The organism is Vibrio crassostreae 9ZC13, assembly GCF_000272045.2.
Lineage (GTDB): Bacteria > Pseudomonadota > Gammaproteobacteria > Enterobacterales > Vibrionaceae > Vibrio > Vibrio crassostreae_C.
Genome location: NZ_AJYZ02000019.1, coordinates 672,223 through 691,030 on the forward strand (window position 1 = coordinate 672,223; position 18,808 = coordinate 691,030).

At 42.9% G+C, this 18,808-nt stretch carries 17 protein-coding genes; 4 read left to right on the forward strand and 13 right to left on the reverse strand.

Annotation, left to right across the window (positions count from 1 at the left end; translation table 11 throughout):
- Window positions 1-40 precede the first annotated feature (40 nt).
- From A136_RS23090 to A136_RS04370, 8 genes are all read right to left on the reverse strand, one after another.
- Window positions 41-439: an aspartate/glutamate racemase family protein gene (locus A136_RS23090; RefSeq protein ID WP_017064622.1), complete on the reverse strand. Its 399-nt coding sequence runs from the start codon at window positions 437-439 to the stop codon at window positions 41-43.
- A complete protein-coding gene (locus A136_RS23095) occupies window positions 412-777 on the reverse strand; it encodes an aspartate/glutamate racemase family protein (protein WP_017064623.1) in 366 nt (121 codons plus the stop codon). The genes A136_RS23090 and A136_RS23095 overlap by 28 nt, the downstream gene beginning before the upstream one ends.
- A gap of 228 nt (window positions 778-1,005) precedes the next feature.
- Entirely contained in the window at window positions 1,006-2,724 is a 1,719-nt protein-coding gene (locus tag A136_RS04345; RefSeq protein ID WP_029235239.1) for an autotransporter assembly complex protein TamA, read from the reverse strand.
- A 213-nt stretch (window positions 2,725-2,937) separates the two neighbouring features.
- Complete coding sequence (locus A136_RS04350) at window positions 2,938-4,227, reverse strand: DEAD/DEAH box helicase (protein WP_017059810.1); 1,290 nt, start codon at window positions 4,225-4,227, stop codon at window positions 2,938-2,940.
- Window positions 4,228-4,428: 201 nt separating this feature from the next.
- Window positions 4,429-5,169, reverse strand: coding sequence for a DUF1223 domain-containing protein (locus A136_RS04355; protein WP_017064626.1), 741 nt, complete (start codon window positions 5,167-5,169; stop codon window positions 4,429-4,431).
- A 175-nt stretch (window positions 5,170-5,344) separates the two neighbouring features.
- Window positions 5,345-5,533, reverse strand: a complete 189-nt coding sequence (locus tag A136_RS04360; protein WP_017059812.1) for a hypothetical protein — start codon at window positions 5,531-5,533, stop codon at window positions 5,345-5,347.
- Between the two features lie 313 nt (window positions 5,534-5,846).
- On the reverse strand, window positions 5,847-6,848 hold the full coding sequence (locus tag A136_RS04365) for a TerC/Alx family metal homeostasis membrane protein (protein WP_017059813.1): 1,002 nt from the start codon (window positions 6,846-6,848) through the stop codon (window positions 5,847-5,849).
- A gap of 574 nt (window positions 6,849-7,422) precedes the next feature.
- The gene (locus tag A136_RS04370; RefSeq protein WP_017064627.1) at window positions 7,423-9,162 is read right to left on the reverse strand and encodes a bifunctional metallophosphatase/5'-nucleotidase; all 1,740 of its coding nucleotides are present in this window, start codon (window positions 9,160-9,162) and stop codon (window positions 7,423-7,425) included.
- 238 nt (window positions 9,163-9,400) lie between these two features.
- Between A136_RS04370 and A136_RS04375 the strand changes: the two genes are divergently transcribed.
- A complete protein-coding gene (locus A136_RS04375) occupies window positions 9,401-11,152 on the forward strand; it encodes an ATP-dependent endonuclease (protein WP_017059816.1) in 1,752 nt (583 codons plus the stop codon).
- Window positions 11,153-11,328: 176 nt separating this feature from the next.
- Here A136_RS04375 and A136_RS04380 read toward each other — a convergent pair whose 3' ends face one another.
- Both A136_RS04380 and A136_RS04385 read right to left on the reverse strand, forming a co-directional pair.
- Window positions 11,329-11,823 (reverse strand): DUF1097 domain-containing protein, encoded by a 495-nt coding sequence (locus A136_RS04380; RefSeq protein WP_017059817.1) that lies wholly within the window; start codon window positions 11,821-11,823, stop codon window positions 11,329-11,331.
- A gap of 204 nt (window positions 11,824-12,027) precedes the next feature.
- On the reverse strand, window positions 12,028-12,933 hold the full coding sequence (locus A136_RS04385; RefSeq protein WP_017064628.1) for a LysR substrate-binding domain-containing protein: 906 nt from the start codon (window positions 12,931-12,933) through the stop codon (window positions 12,028-12,030).
- A 273-nt stretch (window positions 12,934-13,206) separates the two neighbouring features.
- Between A136_RS04385 and focA the strand changes: the two genes are divergently transcribed.
- Window positions 13,207-14,658 carry a formate transporter FocA gene (gene focA, locus A136_RS04390; protein ID WP_017064629.1) on the forward strand — a complete coding sequence of 484 codons (1,452 nt, stop codon included), beginning with the start codon at window positions 13,207-13,209 and terminating at the stop codon, window positions 14,656-14,658.
- A gap of 274 nt (window positions 14,659-14,932) precedes the next feature.
- Here the strand turns inward: focA and A136_RS04395 are convergent, their stop codons facing one another.
- From A136_RS04395 to A136_RS04405, 3 genes are all read right to left on the reverse strand, one after another.
- A complete protein-coding gene (locus A136_RS04395; protein WP_017064630.1) occupies window positions 14,933-15,502 on the reverse strand; it encodes a YceI family protein in 570 nt (189 codons plus the stop codon).
- Entirely contained in the window at window positions 15,499-16,038 is a 540-nt protein-coding gene (locus tag A136_RS04400) for a cytochrome b (protein WP_017064631.1), read from the reverse strand. The genes A136_RS04395 and A136_RS04400 overlap by 4 nt, the downstream gene beginning before the upstream one ends.
- A gap of 153 nt (window positions 16,039-16,191) precedes the next feature.
- On the reverse strand, window positions 16,192-16,437 hold the full coding sequence (locus A136_RS04405) for a DUF2164 domain-containing protein (RefSeq protein ID WP_017059821.1): 246 nt from the start codon (window positions 16,435-16,437) through the stop codon (window positions 16,192-16,194).
- 252 nt (window positions 16,438-16,689) lie between these two features.
- Here A136_RS04405 and A136_RS04410 point away from each other — a divergent pair, with 252 nt between their 5' ends.
- Window positions 16,690-17,325: a hypothetical protein gene (locus tag A136_RS04410; RefSeq protein WP_017067365.1), complete on the forward strand. Its 636-nt coding sequence runs from the start codon at window positions 16,690-16,692 to the stop codon at window positions 17,323-17,325.
- Window positions 17,326-17,900: 575 nt separating this feature from the next.
- On the forward strand, window positions 17,901-18,638 hold the full coding sequence (locus A136_RS04415) for an EAL domain-containing protein (RefSeq protein WP_029235240.1): 738 nt from the start codon (window positions 17,901-17,903) through the stop codon (window positions 18,636-18,638).
- Window positions 18,639-18,808: the final 170 nt, after the last annotated feature.

Consider the following 18,808-nt stretch of genomic DNA (forward strand, 5'->3'; position numbering starts at 1 on the left):
ATTCGCGGCTTTCTCATGTTTCAAATACACGTATCTGAGCTTATAGACGGTAGGTCATCGCTCTTTGGGCTACGTAGTTCACCATATCAAGCGTTGTGAAGATCGAATTAACATCATTAATGTTGTAATCCACATGTCCACGCTCTACATATTGCTCAGCGAGACGGTAAATATCAACGACACGCTCAGCTACCGCTTCCATAGGATCAATAAAAGTGACTGTTGGAAATGCCGTTTCAAGTTGCTTTCTAACCAAAGGAAGTTCCGTGCATCCCCAAATAACCGTATCAACGCCCTTCTCTACGATGGATTGAATCGCTACAGCAAGCAGTGCGGCATTACGCTCAAACTCGCCCGCTTTGATCCCGTTGGTTTCTCGGATTGCTTGTCCACACTCTGTCATCTCACCGGTTACTTCACCATAGATAGCACTATGCACGTTATGCTCTTGCTCAAAGGAATCTGGCTTAACGAACACCAGATTCGCGAATTGTATGTGCCGTTGGTACATAAAATACCAACAACAGATTCAGAGTTCTGCTCTTTGATTTGATCAACGGTGGTTTGAAGCATGTCGACGATATAAACGTTGGTGTGCTTTTGAACCTCAGGTCTAAAGTAATGAGCGGTGTTACAGGTCATTACGCCAAACTGAACATTGGCATGTTCTAAAATGCACGCTGACTCAATCAGTTCAGGCACAGGATCGGTACCGCCTTCGTTAATCACTTCAGATCGATCGGGGATATCTGAGTTTTTCACCACTATCATGGCCATGTGGTCTTAGTCTTTAAGTGCGCCGTGTTCAATTTCTTTCTTGGCGACGATATCTTGGAACAGAGCATCTGCTTCAGGGCCCATATTACCAAATACACCGAATCGTAGCTTTTTCATAGTTTTTACCTTTGTGTTTGCTAAAGCACAAAGGTTATTACGCTCTTTCGATTTACTTGAATCCTATTAGATGGTTCGCATCCTCGCGAGTGCATAAACAGCGTACAAAAATCAGAATTGAGTACCAAAGGAAAAATGAATACGAAATTCGTCGCCTTCAGGCGCATCTAAGCCGTAAGCAAAATCGAGCTTAACTGGCATTAACTGTGAGTTCCAAATCAAACTCACGCCCGTCCCACGCTTCCAATCCGCTTGTTGATCAAATGCATCACCCACATCAAGAAATGCGCCCAACCAAATTGAACGATAGACTTGATGCTGATATTCGAGCCCAGCAGTTAACATATAACGTGCCCCCGTTAGTTCACCATTCTCGTCTCTAGGGGAGATAGATTCGTAACCATAACCTCGCAGGTTTCCATCGCCACCAGCAAAATACCGCAGTGACGACGGCACATCAGATAATGATTTGGCAATGTTGATGCCTACGTTGGAGCGGAAATGGAGCTTCTGCCTGTCACTAATATCCCATGAAAGGACACTGTTTCCTTCCAACCGCAACAGCCTTGAGTCAGAGAACAGACTAGGGTCAGAATACTCGACAGAATAGATGTGTCGATGATTGAGCTCCAACTGATCATTTTTACGATCAACCTGAGAAAAACTGATGCCAGGTAACAGTAATTGCGATTGCTCTTCCTCAGACGCCTGACGGTACTGTTCATGCAAGTATTTGACATAAATGGTGCTTTGCCAATCACTGTCTAATTGCCAGTAACGTTCGAACTTAAGATCGTTTGTAAAGCTATTGGTGTCTCGATGATCAATTCGTTTCGATTCAAACTGAATACCAAAGTAATCCGTTGTGACTTTCTCTGTGGGGATTTTGTACCCCAACTGAAGTGATTGCTCCTGTTCAGACAAATATGTCTGTGTTTCAAAGCTGTGGCCTCTCCGGTTATACCAAGGCTTTGACCAACTGAGAGAGGCGCGTAAACCGAGATCTGTAGAATAGCCGCCACCGACCTGCACGATATTTCGAGAACTTGGCTCGGCAATGATTTCAATTGGAACTTCTAGGTTGTCATCAAGTTTGTCAAAGTCACCATGTACGATGACACTTCGAAACCATTGAGTGTCTGACAAATCAGATTGCAGTTCACCTAACTTGATGGTGTCAAAGTCATCACCTTTTTTAAAGGTGGGTATTTTCTCGATACGAGTAGGGTCAACCCCATCATCAGGAATACTTATAGAACCGAACTTGTAGCGTGGACCACTTGCAAAATACAAGTGTATATTCGCGATGTTCTCGCTAGGAATAACTTCAATCTTTGACTCGATAAACCTGCCGTCAAAATAACCTTTCCGCTTTGCTAAAGAGAAAATCGCACGCTTAGTTTGGTCGTATTCTTGGTGAGACAAAGTTAAACCTGAGCCTAACTTGCTTTGATTGAGTATATTGATGAACTCCGCATCTAGGCTAGCTTCACCTGTTATTTTTACTATCGATTCTGCGATGCGCATGACAGGACCAGAATCGATGTTAATGATCACGTTATCAGAATCATTGAGGTCGATATCGAGCTGTGGGTGATAATAACCATAAGGGTTGAGTGCATCTTGAATACGTTTAGATAGCTTCGTTTTCGATAGCTGTGATGCAGGAACATCGGCTAAAGGTTCTAAATATAATTCTACATTTTCGGTGAGAGTTTTATTAACCCCTTTAACCTCAAATTCAGCAGCACTAGAAGAGTGTTGGGTAAACAGGAAAAATGAAGTGGCCAGCACTAATTGTTTAATCGAGGTCTTCACGCGGTTACCCAATTGCTCAAAACCCGAACAGGTTATGAGCAAAGCGTTAAATCGCCGAATCTCTTATGGAGGACGCTATCCTTCGAACGGCTTATCGGGTTGTTTAACACTGCAACAGTCGTTTATTAACGACTCAAATCCCAGCCCTACAGACACAAAAAAGGCGCAATTAAGCACCTTTGAATGTCTATTACTTATTGATTTATATGGCTTGCTGACTCAAGATCAGTTGTTGTTCAGCCACACATCTTGGTTTTTTGGAGCTTTCTTCTTCTTTTTCTTCTTGCCAGTACCGGCCGGTGGCGCAACAGGTTTTAGTGCTGCGATCAGTTCAGCTGTCGCTTCTTCATCCACTTCAAAGCCTTCAATTTGCTCACGCTCAAGACGAATCTTGTTCTTCTTCTCGATGATTTTGAAGTGGTGGTAATCTTCGTGATCGATCAGAGATAACGCAAGACCAACTTCACCTGCACGACCACTTCGGCCGATACGGTGCATGTAGTCTGACGGGCTACGCGGTAAGTCAAAGTTGATTACCACTGGAAGCTTCTCAATATCCAGACCACGTGCCGCGATGTCTGTCGCGATCAGAACGTCAATCTCGCCAGATTTGAAATCTTCTAGGATACGAGTACGTGAACCTTGCCCTTTATCGCCGTGGAATACTTCTGCGATGATACCGCGCTTGTAAAGCTTGTCTGCTAGGTGCTCACAGCTGTTCTTCGCATTAACGAAGATCAGAGCTTGGCGCCATTCATGTTGTTGAATTAGGTGTGCGAGTAACGCTGTCTTGCGACCTTTTTCTACTTCGAATACACGTTGAACCAGTGTGCTCGCATTGGCACTTTGAAGTTGAACTTCAATTGGATCGCTTAGAAGTTCGTGAGTCAGCGTTTTAACTTGCTCTGGGAAAGTTGCAGAGAACAACAAGGTTTGTTTTTTGCTCGGCAAGAGCTTCAAGATTGCATCAAGTTCTTCGGTAAAACCTAGGCTTAGCATTCGGTCAGCTTCATCAAGCACTAACGTTTTCACTTTATCTAGTTTGATAGCGTTGCTCGAAATAAGGTCAAGCAGACGACCCGGTGTTGCCACCAATATATCAGTGCCGCCACGTAGCGCCTGCATTTGAGTGTTTACCGATACACCACCAAACACACAAACCGTTTTAATCGCGCCATTGAAATGCACAGCGTAAGATTTAACGCTGTCAGCCACTTGCTTAGCAAGTTCACGAGTAGGAACCAAGATAAGGCCAGAAACAAAGTTACCTTTGCCTGAACGACGGTCCAGAGGGGCATCTTCATGAATCTTTTGTAACAGTGGAAGTGCAAATGCTGCGGTTTTACCTGAACCGGTATTTGCGCCTGCAATTAAATCGCGTCCTGCTAACACACTTGGAATAACTTGCGCTTGGATAGGCGTTGGCTGTTGGTATTCAAGCTCAGATAAACGAGCCATCAAAGGAGAGATTAAGCCAAGATCAGAGAAGTTGGTTGGTGTAGTGGTGTTAGTCATTAATTGCAGGAACTCAAAGCTAAAATAATAGCGCGCTATATTAACGTATTTCAGCAGTATTACGTAACTAAATCGCCCTTTCGCTTCTATTTCACTGATTAATATCCGTCAGAAGCGAAGTTATCGATGTGAGAACCTCGATACTCGCCGTACCAACTTCGTCTAAGAGTATTCCAGCTACACAATTGTCGTGGGTTGCAGTTAGTTCAGCCAACCTGCTACCGTTTGTTCCGGTGCATACGAATTCGGCTCGGTTAACCAAACAGCGACTGCGTCTGGTGTAGCGACAAGTGGCTCAAAATTGATATTAAATTGCCATTCAGACTCACCACGCTGATAACCATCGTAAACCACAACAAAATCATGTTCGAGTTTCTTACCCCTGTTCTCGCCCGCCTTAACGCTGGTGACTTCGTTCATCGCCAGCAAAGCTATATGAGCAACATAATCCCCTTTGCCTTCGTAACTTACGCTGAACGTATCGCCTTTATAGTTGACCGTTAGCTTGGGGTTATTTTGTTGTTTGAGCGAAGGCAACGTTCTGTCTAACCAATTAAAGTAACCGCGCCACTCTTTTCCATCGACAACAAAGCCGGGGGTGTAAACCCCACTTGTTACTCCATAAGCTTTGTACAAGCGTTGCTTCTGACTAAACGCCTTACTCGCGAACTTGTCGCCCCAACCTAAGTAATCCCAATAATCGACGTGATAGGCAAGCGGAATAACTTGTGTCCAAAGTTTTGGATGGTCTTCAAAAGTACTGAGGTACTGATCAGCAGGTGGACAACTTGAACAACCTTCAGAGGTGAAGAGCTCGATAACCTGTGCGGACTGGCCTTCATTACTCCAGGTTTGTGCAAGCGACACTGAGGAATAGAAGCCGATCGGTAAGGCAAATAAACAAAGTTTAATCAATGATGAATTGCGTTTGGCGTGTGACATACCGAGATCCTTGTACAAAGCGAATTGAATGGCGCTCAAATACAGACCGTTATGCCTAGGTTTTTCTTTCAGGTGCTTAGTTTACGAAGAGATTGAGTTTATTTCAGATACAAAAACGCCAGCTTTAGAAGCTGGCGTTTTCTTAAAATTCTATATTTACATGTTAACGCTGAGATTAACGGTTAATACCGATATCGCGTTGCATGTGACCAGATAGGTCGCTTGCGTAGTAACTACGTGGAGAGTTGTCTACGAAAAGAATATCGAAAATGTGTGCAATCAATCCTTTGAAGTTAACCGAGTAGGTTTTCTTATCCATAGAGTTAGGAACAGCGATAGTATTCATTTGTACTGCTTGAGCCATGATTGCCTCTCTATAAATTTATTAATGTGTTTCGTTCTGATGACAAGAATAATAGGTGATCTTTTGCAGGTTAAAAAATGACTAAAATTAGATTTTGGGATTAGTTTTTCTAATAAAACAAACCATTAACAACGCCACAAAATAGATATGCAGATTATGTGAGTACAAATTCAATATAGTGTTTAGATCATGCATTTAGTACAAATACCCCGCAAACAACAGTGGCCAATGTCACAGAAAATTTACATAAATAAATTTTCCACTTCAGCAGCCACGTGTTCATTATCGACTTTTCGATAAGTTATATTTGTTTTTAATTTACTTGTTCAATGCCTGGCTTCTTCGCATAAACCGACGCTATAACCGCAATCGTCATCGTAGAAACCAATACCGCCAATGACCAGTAAGTTGGGATAGCCCACTCGCTATCAACCAGAAGCATTTTCACACCAATGAACACCATGATGAATGAAAGCGCGGGTTTCAAATAGATGAACTTGTCCATCATACCTTGCAGTACAAAATACAACGAGCGAAGACCAAGTAACGCAAACACGTTAGCCGCAAGTACCAAGAACGGTTCTTGTGTTACCGCAAAGATCGCAGGGATAGAGTCTAATGCAAACATCACGTCCATGACTGCGATCGCACCGATGACCAACATCATTGGAGTGAATGCCCATTTAGCACCCTGTTTAACCATTAATGCAGGGCCATGGAAGTCCTCTGTTACCGGCATCACTTTACGAAGTAGCTTTTCAGGCAGAGTATTCACACTCTCCTCTTCGCCCTTGTCTAATGCCAGCTTAATACCTGTACCAATCAAGAACGCAGCGAACACGTAAAGCACCCAGTGATATTCCGCCAATAGCTGTGCGCCTAGTGCGATCATAATTGCACGAAGCACCAATGCACCAATTACGCCCCAAAGAAGCGCACGAGGTCTTAGATGCTCAGGAACTTGGTATTGAGCAAAGATCATCGCAAAAACAAACAAGTTGTCTACGCTAAGGGATTTTTCTAACAAGTAACCCGTAATGAATGACACGGTTGCTTTTTGCGCTGTGTAGTCACTGTTCGGCGCATAAATGTCCCAAAATAGGTAAATCGAGCCAGCAAACAAAAACGCAAGTACAAACCAGAAAACACTCCAGATTGCCGCTTTCTTGATAGTAACGTTACCGCCACGAGTCTGATAGATATCAATAGAGACGAGAATAACCGTTAGCAGGAAAAAGCCCGCATAAGTCGTCATGATTGGCGATGAAAAAAAGGATTCACTATTTGTAGATAATAGAGATTGAGTTGAGTTCATTATTCCTCCGGGCGGAAGAACTGTACAAAGACCTTCCGCAAACAAAGCATATCAAGCTCCATTACGGATCTTGACTGTGATTGCGTTGGTCTCGTTGAAGTGAAATATGGGATTTCACTTTTACATACCGGATAGACTCTTGGCCTAACGAGATGACGATATGTAAACTTGCGCTAACTACTCCCCAAACGCGTGGATAATAATCCTCTGGTTGTGTTTCGTCTATATAAATTTGCACGGAAAAAGCAAAAAAGGAGCAAACGCTCCTTTCTGATTGATGCCACTTTGTCAAATAGACACGCGAATTGATTCTAAGAATAAATTCGCAAGTCAAACACACTATTGCACTGCGTAATGAAGTTGCAAAAAGAGCAATTTACAGCCCTGCGGCAGGTATTAAATACACTAACGCTGACCAAACTGATACCCAACCGACAACCGCTACCGCATCTAACCAATCTTTCTTATCCATGCATATCTCCACAAGAAGGCGACCTGCAGAGATAAAGCATAAACAATGCCAATTTTATAAATAACCCAAAGTAATAGTGTTAAATATCAGTATCAGCTTTAGTTATCTAAAACACTCCATGCAATTCAACGGTTCATTGAGTTGAAGCGACTCTGGGTGGTCTTGCAGAAACTCGATGAAGCAGTCTGCCATAGAGTCAGTGGTGACCGTGCCATCACCGATCATATCCAACACAGCGTTATAGCCCTCTTTGCCTTTCATTGTATAGGCTGACGACGCGCCCCGGTAAATACGGTTGCGAGAAACAGCTTGCCAACCTGAATCATCAGAGTGAATTTCTAGATGGTGAATCCTGTGTCCTATAGGCGCTTCTTTGTGGTAACAAAACCTCAAATTATGTGTATAAGGAAAGCTACCTGAACCTGTGCCCACGACACCATTATCAATCGCGTTATTGATTGCACCTTCAAGCATGCCAGCGATCGTTTCACCTTTTACTTCATACACACCAATAGGTACGGCAAACGGTAGTAGTTTTCCGGCAATATCGGCAACAGAGACATCGCCGCTGTTCAGTGAATTTCTTACACCACCGGCGTTGTGAATGGCAAAGTCAACCTGATGCCCTTTCTTGTTCATTAGATGGTGAAATGATTGAGCAACCAAGGGGGCTAGTTGACTCGGGCCTTTAGCATCTGGAATACGTACATGGCGAAGTTTAGTGTCTGCATGAGCAATCACTTGTTGCTGAAGCCTTCGAACTCGCGGCTGGTATTTATCCGTCAGAATGCTCTGCAGCTCAGGATCTTTCTTACACACTGCAATATTAGGGTGATTGTTTAAAAACTCACACGCCATATCGTGGGCATCGTCTTGCCCTACTTCACTCAGTTTCGCGTCTATAAAGAGTCGACGGCCTAATAACAGTTCGTTTTTACCATTGAAGTGCGTCACTTTGCCTTGAGAATCGAACTCGATTTCGCAGTGTCCTAAGCTCATGGCGTGGAAACCCGCTTGCACAACATAGGTATCGCCAATTTTCACACCGTATTCATCATCTTTAACTAAGCCGATATCAGCGAAATCACCTTGTAAGCGATGACTATGACCACCAACGATGACACCAATACCTGTTACGTTGGCTGCTAACTCTAAATCAGCTTCGTAACCAAGATGGCTAAGTAACACAATCTTGTTGATACCTGCTTGATGGATTTGCTCAATGGTCCCTTTTGCTGTTTCCAAAGCATTTTCAAACGGTGTATCGGTATCTGGGTTAGCGATGCCTGCCATCTTGTCGATGCTTAAGCCGAATATTGCGACCTTCTCGCCATCAAACTCTTTCGTTATAAAAGAAGCACTTCGTGTTTCAGGTAGATAAGGCTTAACAATGTCGTTGTCCGCTAGCGTATGAGTTTTATTGATATCCTCATTCGATAGATTCCAGTTACCGGCCAACAGCGGGAATTTGATTCTTTTCGCGAAAATCGCAACGGGCTCATTACCCATGTCTAACTCGTGATTACCGAGCGTCATGGCATCTATATTAAGGGCATTCAACAAATCGGCATTGGCTTTTCCCTTGAATAAGGAAAAGTACAACGTGCCCTGGAAGCAGTCACCAGCGTGCAAGAACAAGGTTCCAACCTTCTGACGCTGGGCATCTTGTTCTATTTGTTTGAAGCGTGTTGAAATTCGAGCAAAGCCACCAGCACTGACATAAGGTTCAATGATGTGGTTGTTCATTTTAAGTGATAGCTGTAACGAGGTTGGTTCAAAGTATGAGTGGGTGTCGTTGATGTGTGCCAACACTATTTTTGTCGGCTTATTCTTTTTAGTCATATTTTCTTCTCTCTTTGTCCCTTCATACTAGGTCGAGAATCATGACAGAATCGTGAATTTTATGAAACTGCACTGCAAAAAAATACTCGAGATAGATCAAAAATCTCATTTTGCACCGTATTAATAAACAACGGGTTTTGTGACAGGTGAGCATACCGGATTTGGATTTTTCGATTATGATTAAAGATATCTGTTAGCTTTCAAATAATTAGCAGAGCCTTCCGTTAGGAGTAAGCCTATGCAACTAGAAAGAATCGAGATTTCTGGCTTTCGAGGTATCAAGCGCATGTCACTCGCGTTTGACGAGCTAACCACGCTTATTGGTGAAAATACTTGGGGTAAGTCTTCATTATTGGATGCCCTTTCCGTCATTCTGCCCTCAGACGGTGTGCCATATCACTTTGAAATGACCGATTTTCATGTCGATTACTCTGTTTCACACCCGCAGTCTCAACATCTTCAAATTGTTCTCGCTTTAAAAGCTAACGATAAGAGCGAACTTAACGCAGGTCGTTATCGCAAACTCAAACCTATTTGGGTTCAAGATGAATTTGGCGTATTTCGCATCTACTATCGCATCAGCGCGACGTTAGAACAGTATGAGACAACAACACACTATGCATTTCTTGGTTTGGACGGTAATCCGCTCAAGCTTCATCATTCAGAAAAGCTTGCTCAAGAATTAATGACCTTACATCCCGTTATCCGTTTGCGTGATGCAAGGCACTTTGATCGTCCTTTCAACGGCAAGTCCCTTAACCACAATGCTCACCTGCCGACTAATGTTCACGCAACTAATGCAAATTCAAACGGGAACGGGAACCATCACACGAGCAATGGCACAACAAATGGAAACGGCGCCAATAACGGTAATGGTCGACAAGCAAGAATAGAAAAACGAATAGACAACACCTGCCGCCGTCTTATGGCGATACCCGGACATGTTAATAAAGGTGAAATGCGCAGTAGCCTAGAGTCGATGCAAAGTTTGATTGAGCACTATTTTTCTTTCAAAAGTACTTCTCGTCGTAACCCTAGAAAACAGCGAGACGGATTGCTTTATTCTGCGGGTACCAATGATCAGAGTATTCATCAACTCGTCGAAGAGACCAAGAACAAACAAACTCGCTTATTATTCATGGGGTTACTTAACGCTTATCTACAAGCTAAAGGGCCAAACGACTTAAGGCGATGTGCGCGCCCTCTGTTGATCCTTGAAGATCCAGAAGGTCGATTGCACCCAACACACTTGGCAAGGGCTTGGAGCTTGATGCAGAAATTGCCCATGCAGAAAATCCTGACCACCAACAGTGGCGACCTACTTGCGGCGGTCCCACTTCAATCGATTCGTCGCTTGGTTCGTCAGTCAGACAAAACCATCGCCAATCAACTCAACATGAACCATTTCAGTAAGGATGAACTTCGACGAATTGGTTTTCATATCCGCTTCCACCGCTCTGGGGCACTATTTGCTCGCTGTTGGCTATTAGTAGAAGGTGAAACCGAGGTTTGGTTGTTCAATGAACTTGCCAACCAATGTGGCTATAACCTAGCAGCAGAAGGTGTGCAGATTATTGAGTTCGCCCAATCAGGACTTAAGGCACTGATTAAGGTCGCGCAAGAGTTTGGCATCGATTGGCATGTGGTAACTGACGGCGATGCGGCGGGTAAAAAATACGCAGCAACGGTGCTATCGAAGCTTGGTAATGATCAGGAAAGACATCGACTCACGGAACTGCCAGATAAAGATATCGAGCATTACCTATATATGAATGGATTTGAGAGCTTTTTCCGTGACATGGTTAAGATTCCATACGATCACCCTATCCCTCCAAAGAAAGTGGTTGCCAAGGTATTGAAGAAACATGCAAAACCCGACCTTGCACTCGCCATTGTTTCTCATTGCGAGAATCAAGGACAAGAATGCATTCCGCTTTTATTAAGGTGGACATTAAAACGCGTGATCACCATGGCGAATGGAAATACCTAAACATAATTTGTTTTATAGATGCTATCAGTTGCTCTACTGATGAAATATTTATCTAGTCGCCTCAACCAAAAAAGGCACACCAAACGGTGTGCCTGTATAAATCGATATACAAATTAATTGGGGGTTATCTTGCAAGAGTTCACAGTGACTAACTAAGGTTAGGTTAGGTTAACGAATTAAGCCTTTGCCTGTTTAGCGTGTTGTTCAACAACTTCCGAAGATTGAGTCGATTTCTCGTGAAGCCATAGCCCCGTTGCTTTCATCAAGTATCCAAATACACCACCAAGCAGTAAAGATGGCACTACAAGTTGCCAATCACCACCTGCAGCAAACGTCGCACAGCAACCAATGAAGGTGCCTGGGATATAACCTAGCCACGCTTGTTTCGCTTGAATACACATAAAGAAAGCCACAATAGCAGTAATCATGTAGCCTAAAATCTCTAACCCTGCGAAGGTTGAGCTTTCGATAATCACCATTGCCCAGAATACGCCAGTCATGTTGGTCAATAAGCTACCTGCTAGTCCTTTAACGCCGCCTGTTGGCGAAGCAAAGTAACTGGTGCAACCTAAGAAACCTGCCCATGACAATAAGCCGAAAGAGATAGCAATCCATCCCCATAGACCTGACAAAATACCTGTTGTTAATGAAATCGCGACTAATGTACTCATACTATTTCTAAAGCCTAATTACGTAATTGAACGCAACCGGATTTAGCCTCACTTAAAATCAAGTAAGCATACTATGGGAAGATAGCCCTTATTTAGCCGATCACGATCACATTAATAATGTATGCAGATGTGTATTTATCACTAGATAGAGACCGAAATCGCTTATTCAACATATTTGGTTATCAGTATTTTATCAATTTATCGTTACAAAACCGATGGCTTGCCTTTCATCATGCGCTTACCTTCTCGCTTAATACACTCAGCAAGTGGGTTCTCAGACATATCTGCACGCCAAATAAAGGACAAGGTTCTTTCCATTTCAAGCTCAGGGACATTTAATGTGACCAGTTGACCAGACTCAACAAACTGTTCGACATCGAGATAAGGTAAACACGTTAAATATGGGCCGTTTGCAACCAAACTTCTTAAAACAGGAACGTGTTCATACTCTCGCCAAACATCAAGATCACCAATTAAATGGTGAATAGAGCTATCAAAAACTTTGCGAGTACCCGAACCATGTTCACGTAATACCCATTTTGCTTGTTCTAATTGCGCCAAGCTGACTCGTTCACGCTTCGCAAACGGGTGATGAGCCGATGCAACCACCGTTAAATGGTCCGTACACCACACTTCTTGGTGAACTCGGTTGTCATCACAACGACCTTCGATAACACCCAAGTCATATTGATAATCTAATACGCCATCAATAACCGCATCGGTACTTTGTACGCCGAGCGAGATTCGCATCTCAGGAAAGTCGTTATCAATAATACTGATGAGGTCAGGAACTAGGTGTTCCGCTGGTGTTTGGCTTGCACCGAGTTTGAGCTCTCCACTTAGTAAATGCTGCTCATAAAAACCCATCTCAATTTGCTGCGCATCTTGCAGTAAACGCTTCGCTTTAGGCCTTAGCCACATCCCCCAATGAGTAAGAGCCATTTGCTTGCCCTGCCTTTCAAACAAAGGCCTGCCGAGCATTTTTTCCAACTGTGCAAGAGACATACTTGTCGCCGACTGAGTCAACGCCAATTTGTCTGCTGCCTGACTAACGCTCCCGGAGTCTGCTACTGCATCAAATACCGCGAGTTGCTTTAATGAATAACGCAAAATTCATCCTTAATGCTTTTAATTATTTGTGTCCTGATGCTCGTTTTTTATAAAGCCAATGAGCAATCAATTTCATTCTACGCGTAACCCAATCTATATCAATAAATTTGATGTGGTTTCTAAAAATTATCAATTTTACCTCTACCCATCAACGCCCTAATCTGGAATGGCAGGACACAACGAGCCCTGCAAAACATTACTGATTAACCATTACGGATTAACCAAGTCATTAACACTAGGAATTACACATGACGGATTGTTCAAGGGGGGGATATGGCAACCAGCACTTCTGAAAATCATCAACTGTTCTCACCAACAGAAATGATGGCGGAAGCAGAGAAGTTTGCATTAAGTAAAGCAAATAAAACCAGCAGCATGACATTGAGTTTGGCAATCATGGCTGGCGCATTCATCGGGCTTGCTTTTTTGTTCTACATCACGGTAACCACGGGCAGCGCTGATGCTGGATGGGGATTGAGTCGCTTAGCCGGCGGTCTTGCATTCAGTATGGGTTTGATCTTGATTGTGATTTGCGGTGGTGAGCTATTTACCAGCTCAGTGTTATCCAGCATCTCATGGGCTAACAAGCAAATCACCTTCACTAAGATGCTGTCTATCTGGGGCAAAGTGTATGTCGGCAACTTTATCGGTGCCATGTTCCTATTGGCTTTGGTAAGCGCAGCAGGCTTATATCAACTGGATGGCGGCCAATGGGGCTTAAACGCTCTAAACATTGCTCAACACAAGCTGCACCACAGCCCAGTTCAAGCGTTTGCTTTGGGTGTGCTTTGTAACTTGTTGGTGTGTTTAGCGATTTGGTTAACGTTCAGCTCTGCTAACGCAATGACCAAAGCAATGATGACCGTGTTACCCGTTGCAATGTTCGTAAGCTCAGGCTTTGAACACTGTGTGGCGAATATGTTCATGGTTCCTCTAGGCATCACGATTCAAACATTCGCCCCGGAAAGCTTCTGGATGCAAATCGGTGCAACACCGGCGCAGTACGCAGACTTAAACGTCATGCAATTTGTCACAGCAAACTTAATACCAGTGACAATCGGCAACATCGTAGGTGGTTCAGTATTGGTCGGCTTAGCCAACTGGAGTATCTACCGTCGCCCACAACTTAAAGCAGCAAAAATTACCGCTATTACACAAACAACAGAAATTACGTCAGTTAAGGAAATTACTATGAACACAGCAACTACTATCAAGCAAATCATGAACACTCAACCAATTACATTGAGCGTTGAAATGCCAACATCAGTCGCGATTGATACACTTTTAGACGCGCAACTTGTTAGCGCTCCTGTTTGTGATGTTGAAGGCCGTCTAGTGGGTATCTTCTCGGTTCATGACGTAATGGTTGACCTTTGGTGCCAAGATTACATCCCAACTAAAGGCCAAAAAGTCGTAGACCTAATGAGCCGTGACGTTGTGGCAATCGATGCAAACGACAAGCTAGTAGACGTTGCTGAGTTCCTATGCATCGACAAAGAGCAACTGTACCCGACGACAAGCATGGGCTTCGCAACTCGCTTGACATCTCTTTCTCTAGAAGAGCGTGCAAAAGCGATGAAAGTAAGCCAACCACATATGCTTCCAGTGTTAGAAAATGGCGTGATGGTGGGTGTGTTGACTCGCATTGAAGTGATGCAAGCACTGCGTCCAATCTACGGTGACCGACTAAACGTGGTTCCTCAAGCTGAACTAGAAACAGCTTAACTAATCGTAAGTTGAACTATTAGGGATTAGTAGTTCAATTAGATAACTCAGTCATGGCAACGTTGACTGGCTAGAGGTAAATGGTGGCTTTTAACGTACTAAACGGTTTGACACAAAACAGACCTAAACGCGTTGCCATTTATCTCAATAAAAAAGGCGCAAAGTGAAAACTTTGCGCCTTTCTCTATTTCTAACTGCTGACCTATTTAGTATCGACCAAACTTTTGATATTTCTAAATAATGTTGATACCTGTCAGAGAGCTAGAAAGCTAGATTACTTTTTTACGCCTTCAACGTGTAGTTCCATGTCTACATAGCTTGAAGCGCCCATTACTGGAATGTTGAAGTCAGCAAGTTCTAGACGAGTTGTACCCACGAAACCAGCACGCTCACCGCCCCAAGGGTCTTGACCAGCACCGATGAATTCAGCTTCGATAACGATTGGCTTAGTTACGCCGTGAAGCTTAAGGTCACCCATTACTTCAAGTTTGCCGTTGCCTTTATCAACCACTTTTGTGCTGTTGAAAGTAGCGTCAGAGAATTTACCTGCATCAATGAAGTCAGAGCTACGGATGTGCTTGTCACGCTCTGCGTGGTTTGAATCAAGGCTTGTTGTATCAATAGTTACGTTTACTTTTGATGCTTCAACGTTGCTTTCATCAAATGAGAAATCACCTGAGAATGTGTTAAAACGGCCTTGGATAAAGCTATAACCTAGGTGGCTAACTTTAAAGTTAACTGAAGCATGCGCACCTTTTGTATCAATCACGTAATCAGCGGCGTTCGCAGCGAAAGGCATTGCCATAGCAAATGCTAATCCTGTAGCGATAATTGACTTTTTCATTTTGAAGCTCCTATCATTTTTCGTAGCGTATCGTCTTTGTCGATAACGTGGTGTTTTATCGCCGCTAAGGCGTGCACTGATGCCATAATGATCAGTACCCATGCAGCATAGTAGTGAACCGTACCTGCGAGATCAGATTGGTTTGCAAACAGTTCGCCCATACTTGGTACAGTGAACCAATTGAATACCTCTATCCCGCGGCCATCTGATGTCGAAATCAAATAACCTGAAATAAACAAAACCGCTAAGTTGATGTACATGAAGCCGTGAGCGATCTTCGCTGCTGCAATTTCATAGCTTTTACCTTCCACTTTAGGTGACGCGGTAACTAGTTTCCAGACCAAGCGGATAACGGTAACTGCAGCCAAAAGAATGCCTACCGAGCGGTGATAGTCTGGCGCTGTTTTGTACCACTCGCTGTAGTATGAAAGATCAACCATCCACAGGCCTACACCAAATAAGCCAAATACCGCGAGAGCTGAAATCCAATGCATCGCTCTTGCTAAAGGGTTGTAATTTCTGACGTTGTTGTCCATGCATCTCTTCCGAATGTTAACGAGTAGTGTAGTTTCGAAAAGCGTACCCTACACCAAGTTTGTGTAACATATTATTTACCAAGCTTTACATTGGTAACATCATTTCAAATTAAACGAGTTATTCAAATTATTTGAACAAGTTTGGGCTAAACGTTAGATTTCAACGATTTGTTCGATCTCGTAAAGCTCATCTGAGATATCTAACATTTTACGTTCCATGACTTTTTGAGCGTCTTCTATCCCTTTGTTGTAGTAAACCGCCCCAAACTTTTTACTTATGAAATCGACCAAGAATTCCGTGTCGAACTGACCAAGCTCCACATCGAGTTCATCCTGCAGGTACTTTTGGAGCGTATGAGTAAGCTCAGACTTTTGTTTCGAATCTAATTGAATGGTCATGAATGTTTCCAAATAAAGAGTAAGTAGATCAATTGTGATTTGCTGACTAGACTATAGTCGAGGTAACTAGCTAGAATTCCTCATAATTTAGAATACAGACCTGTAGAGCGCCAGTGCTATCCATAAAATCACTCAGCAATGGTTAATTTTGATAGAGAGATCAAGAACTCGCACTTTGACGATAGGTAACGGAACCGCAATTACCGTACTATTGCCCATCAATAAGATAGTAGCTGTGTATAAGGGACTTCATTGTTATTAGATCTAGTGATTAAAAGCGTTAATCAATTTCAAGACGATTGCCTAAAGCTCTGTGAACGCCACTACCCTACTGTACACAATCAAGGGATCAGTGAGCACCATATAGGTAAGGCATTTGCCCGCCGAATGGAGCACACCTTCGTTAGCTTTAATCATGCAAGCAACATCAGCCCACTTGAAATGCTTTCCTCTAGAGAAACGCCTCGACACTTCCGAATATCTTCCGAAATCGGTACCGTTTGGATGATCAGTCATCATATGGTGAGCGCCGGGAAAACATGTCGTAGAAAGTTGATGTTGGACATCCATAATTGGCAACAAGAGTATGGATTTTCCATTCAACCCAATGACGTTTTGATCATTGTCTCCGACCATTGGATTAGCCGAAGTAAAAACAGTGGTGAATTATTGCATTGGTGGATGGGTGAACTCCCAGACGAGATCACGGAATATAGCCAACAAGGCATCACGCTAAGAGAGAGTGATTCTCAATTCGCTACTGACTTAAATAATAATTTTAAAATCAGCCCTTGCTTCATTAAATTTGGACACCCTTTAAAGCGGTCAGGAAATCAACAACTGGTTCGTAAATACCTGCAACTTTACGCAGTACTTCAATGGCAGTAAGAATACGGGTCAACTTTTTCATTCAATATTGAAAGTAAATTGTTAGACCTTCATCCCAGTATTTTATAAAAGATAACTCATTCCCTGTTCATTAATTATTCGAACTTCCTGTTTTAATTATTAATAGCCGATCGACTCACAGTCTCGATTTTGAGAGATAGATATCATTTCTGTGTAACTCGCTTAGTCAATCTATTTTATAACTTTGACACTCCCCCATAATTTAAGCCATTAACCCTACTTTTCTCTGGTGTATCAGCGTTCTAGCCTTATATTGGTTGGGGTTAATATGTGAGACGTTACTCAGCCATTAGATTCACTTAAACTATCAAACACAGTCAATGATAAGTAAATTTAATGGTTAATGTCATTTATCATGCTGATTTTTCGTTAGTTATATTAATTTAAATATTGACGTTACAAATGAATTTTTATTAATTGACAATTTAGTAACACCTGTCAATATTGTGACAGCCGCGACATGTACGTCCGCCATTGAATAAGCCTCTTTACTAGCGACTATGATTTTATCAGACAGAAGTGAATTTATTAGCTGTATATCCGTAGATGCTGATATGCAGTTTATTGCGAAATACCAAGACCTGACGCTTAGGAGCGTCTATCAACCTATATTCGACTCTTCTATGACTCAAATAGGTGTTGAGGCTTTGGTGCGCATTTCAAATAACAAAGGTGATATTGTTCGTCCTGATCACTTCTTCCATTCCGACGAAACCTCAAGCACAGACAAAATCAATGTAGAGAGGTTGAGTCGAGCGATTCATATCCGTAACTTCGCACAATCGACAATCCGTCATTTACATCTATTTTTGAACGTTCTTCCAAACGTTGGTGAGTTGTTTGCTGCAGAAAAGGTCAGCGATAGCTTGTTAGCTAAACGCCTTCACGAGCTTAACCTTTCATGCGAACAGATAGTGATGGAGTTGGTAGAGTTGAACGCAGAAAGTGAAGAGCGTTTGAAAGATGCCGCTCTTTCTCTTGCGGATAATGGCTTTCAAATAGCGGTCGATGATTTTGGAACACAAGCATCAACCGAACAACGCGTTCGTCACATTAACCCTCATATCATCAAGATAGACCGCTCGGTTATGTTGGACTTTGAACAAGGCGACACTCGAGAAATGGAGTTAGTACTTGATCTTGCAAACCAAATTGGCGCAAAGACAGTGATTGAAGGTATTGAAACCCAACAACAACTCGAAGCGATGCAGGGCTTAGGCTTCAATATGTATCAAGGCTACCACTTAGCCATGCCAAAGCCGATTGAGTTAGACATACGGCTAGCAATTTAGAATCGCCCTATTGTTCTTAAAGCCGCTTGCCCATTGAGTAGCGGATTTTTTAATGCTTGCCTATTCGTACCCTCTTACCGCTCTCACGTGTCAACACATTTCAGGACGGGACAACACGCATAAAAAACCCAGTCAAATTTGACTGGGCTGGCTTAAAAGAATCTGTTTTA

Excerpts from the sequence above, each read along its gene's own strand:
- A136_RS04365 (WP_017059813.1), bottom strand. The coding sequence starts at position 6,848 with ATGAACTCAACTCAATCTCTATTATCTACAAATAGTGAATCCTTTTTT.
- A136_RS04355 (WP_017064626.1), bottom strand. The coding sequence starts at position 5,169 with ATGTCACACGCCAAACGCAATTCATCATTGATTAAACTTTGTTTATTT.
- A136_RS04375 (WP_017059816.1), top strand. The coding sequence starts at position 9,401 with ATGCAACTAGAAAGAATCGAGATTTCTGGCTTTCGAGGTATCAAGCGC.
- A136_RS04415 (WP_029235240.1), top strand. The coding sequence starts at position 17,901 with ATGCAGTTTATTGCGAAATACCAAGACCTGACGCTTAGGAGCGTCTAT.
- A136_RS04360 (WP_017059812.1), bottom strand. The coding sequence starts at position 5,533 with ATGGCTCAAGCAGTACAAATGAATACTATCGCTGTTCCTAACTCTATG.
- A136_RS04370 (WP_017064627.1), bottom strand. The coding sequence starts at position 9,162 with ATGACTAAAAAGAATAAGCCGACAAAAATAGTGTTGGCACACATCAAC.
- A136_RS04350 (WP_017059810.1), bottom strand. The coding sequence starts at position 4,227 with ATGACTAACACCACTACACCAACCAACTTCTCTGATCTTGGCTTAATC.
- A136_RS04395 (WP_017064630.1), bottom strand. The coding sequence starts at position 15,502 with ATGAAAAAGTCAATTATCGCTACAGGATTAGCATTTGCTATGGCAATG.
- A136_RS23095 (WP_017064623.1), bottom strand. The coding sequence starts at position 777 with ATGGCCATGATAGTGGTGAAAAACTCAGATATCCCCGATCGATCTGAA.
- A136_RS04405 (WP_017059821.1), bottom strand. The coding sequence starts at position 16,437 with ATGACCATTCAATTAGATTCGAAACAAAAGTCTGAGCTTACTCATACG.
- A136_RS04400 (WP_017064631.1), bottom strand. The coding sequence starts at position 16,038 with ATGGACAACAACGTCAGAAATTACAACCCTTTAGCAAGAGCGATGCAT.
- focA (WP_017064629.1), top strand. The coding sequence starts at position 13,207 with ATGGCAACCAGCACTTCTGAAAATCATCAACTGTTCTCACCAACAGAA.
- A136_RS04380 (WP_017059817.1), bottom strand. The coding sequence starts at position 11,823 with ATGAGTACATTAGTCGCGATTTCATTAACAACAGGTATTTTGTCAGGT.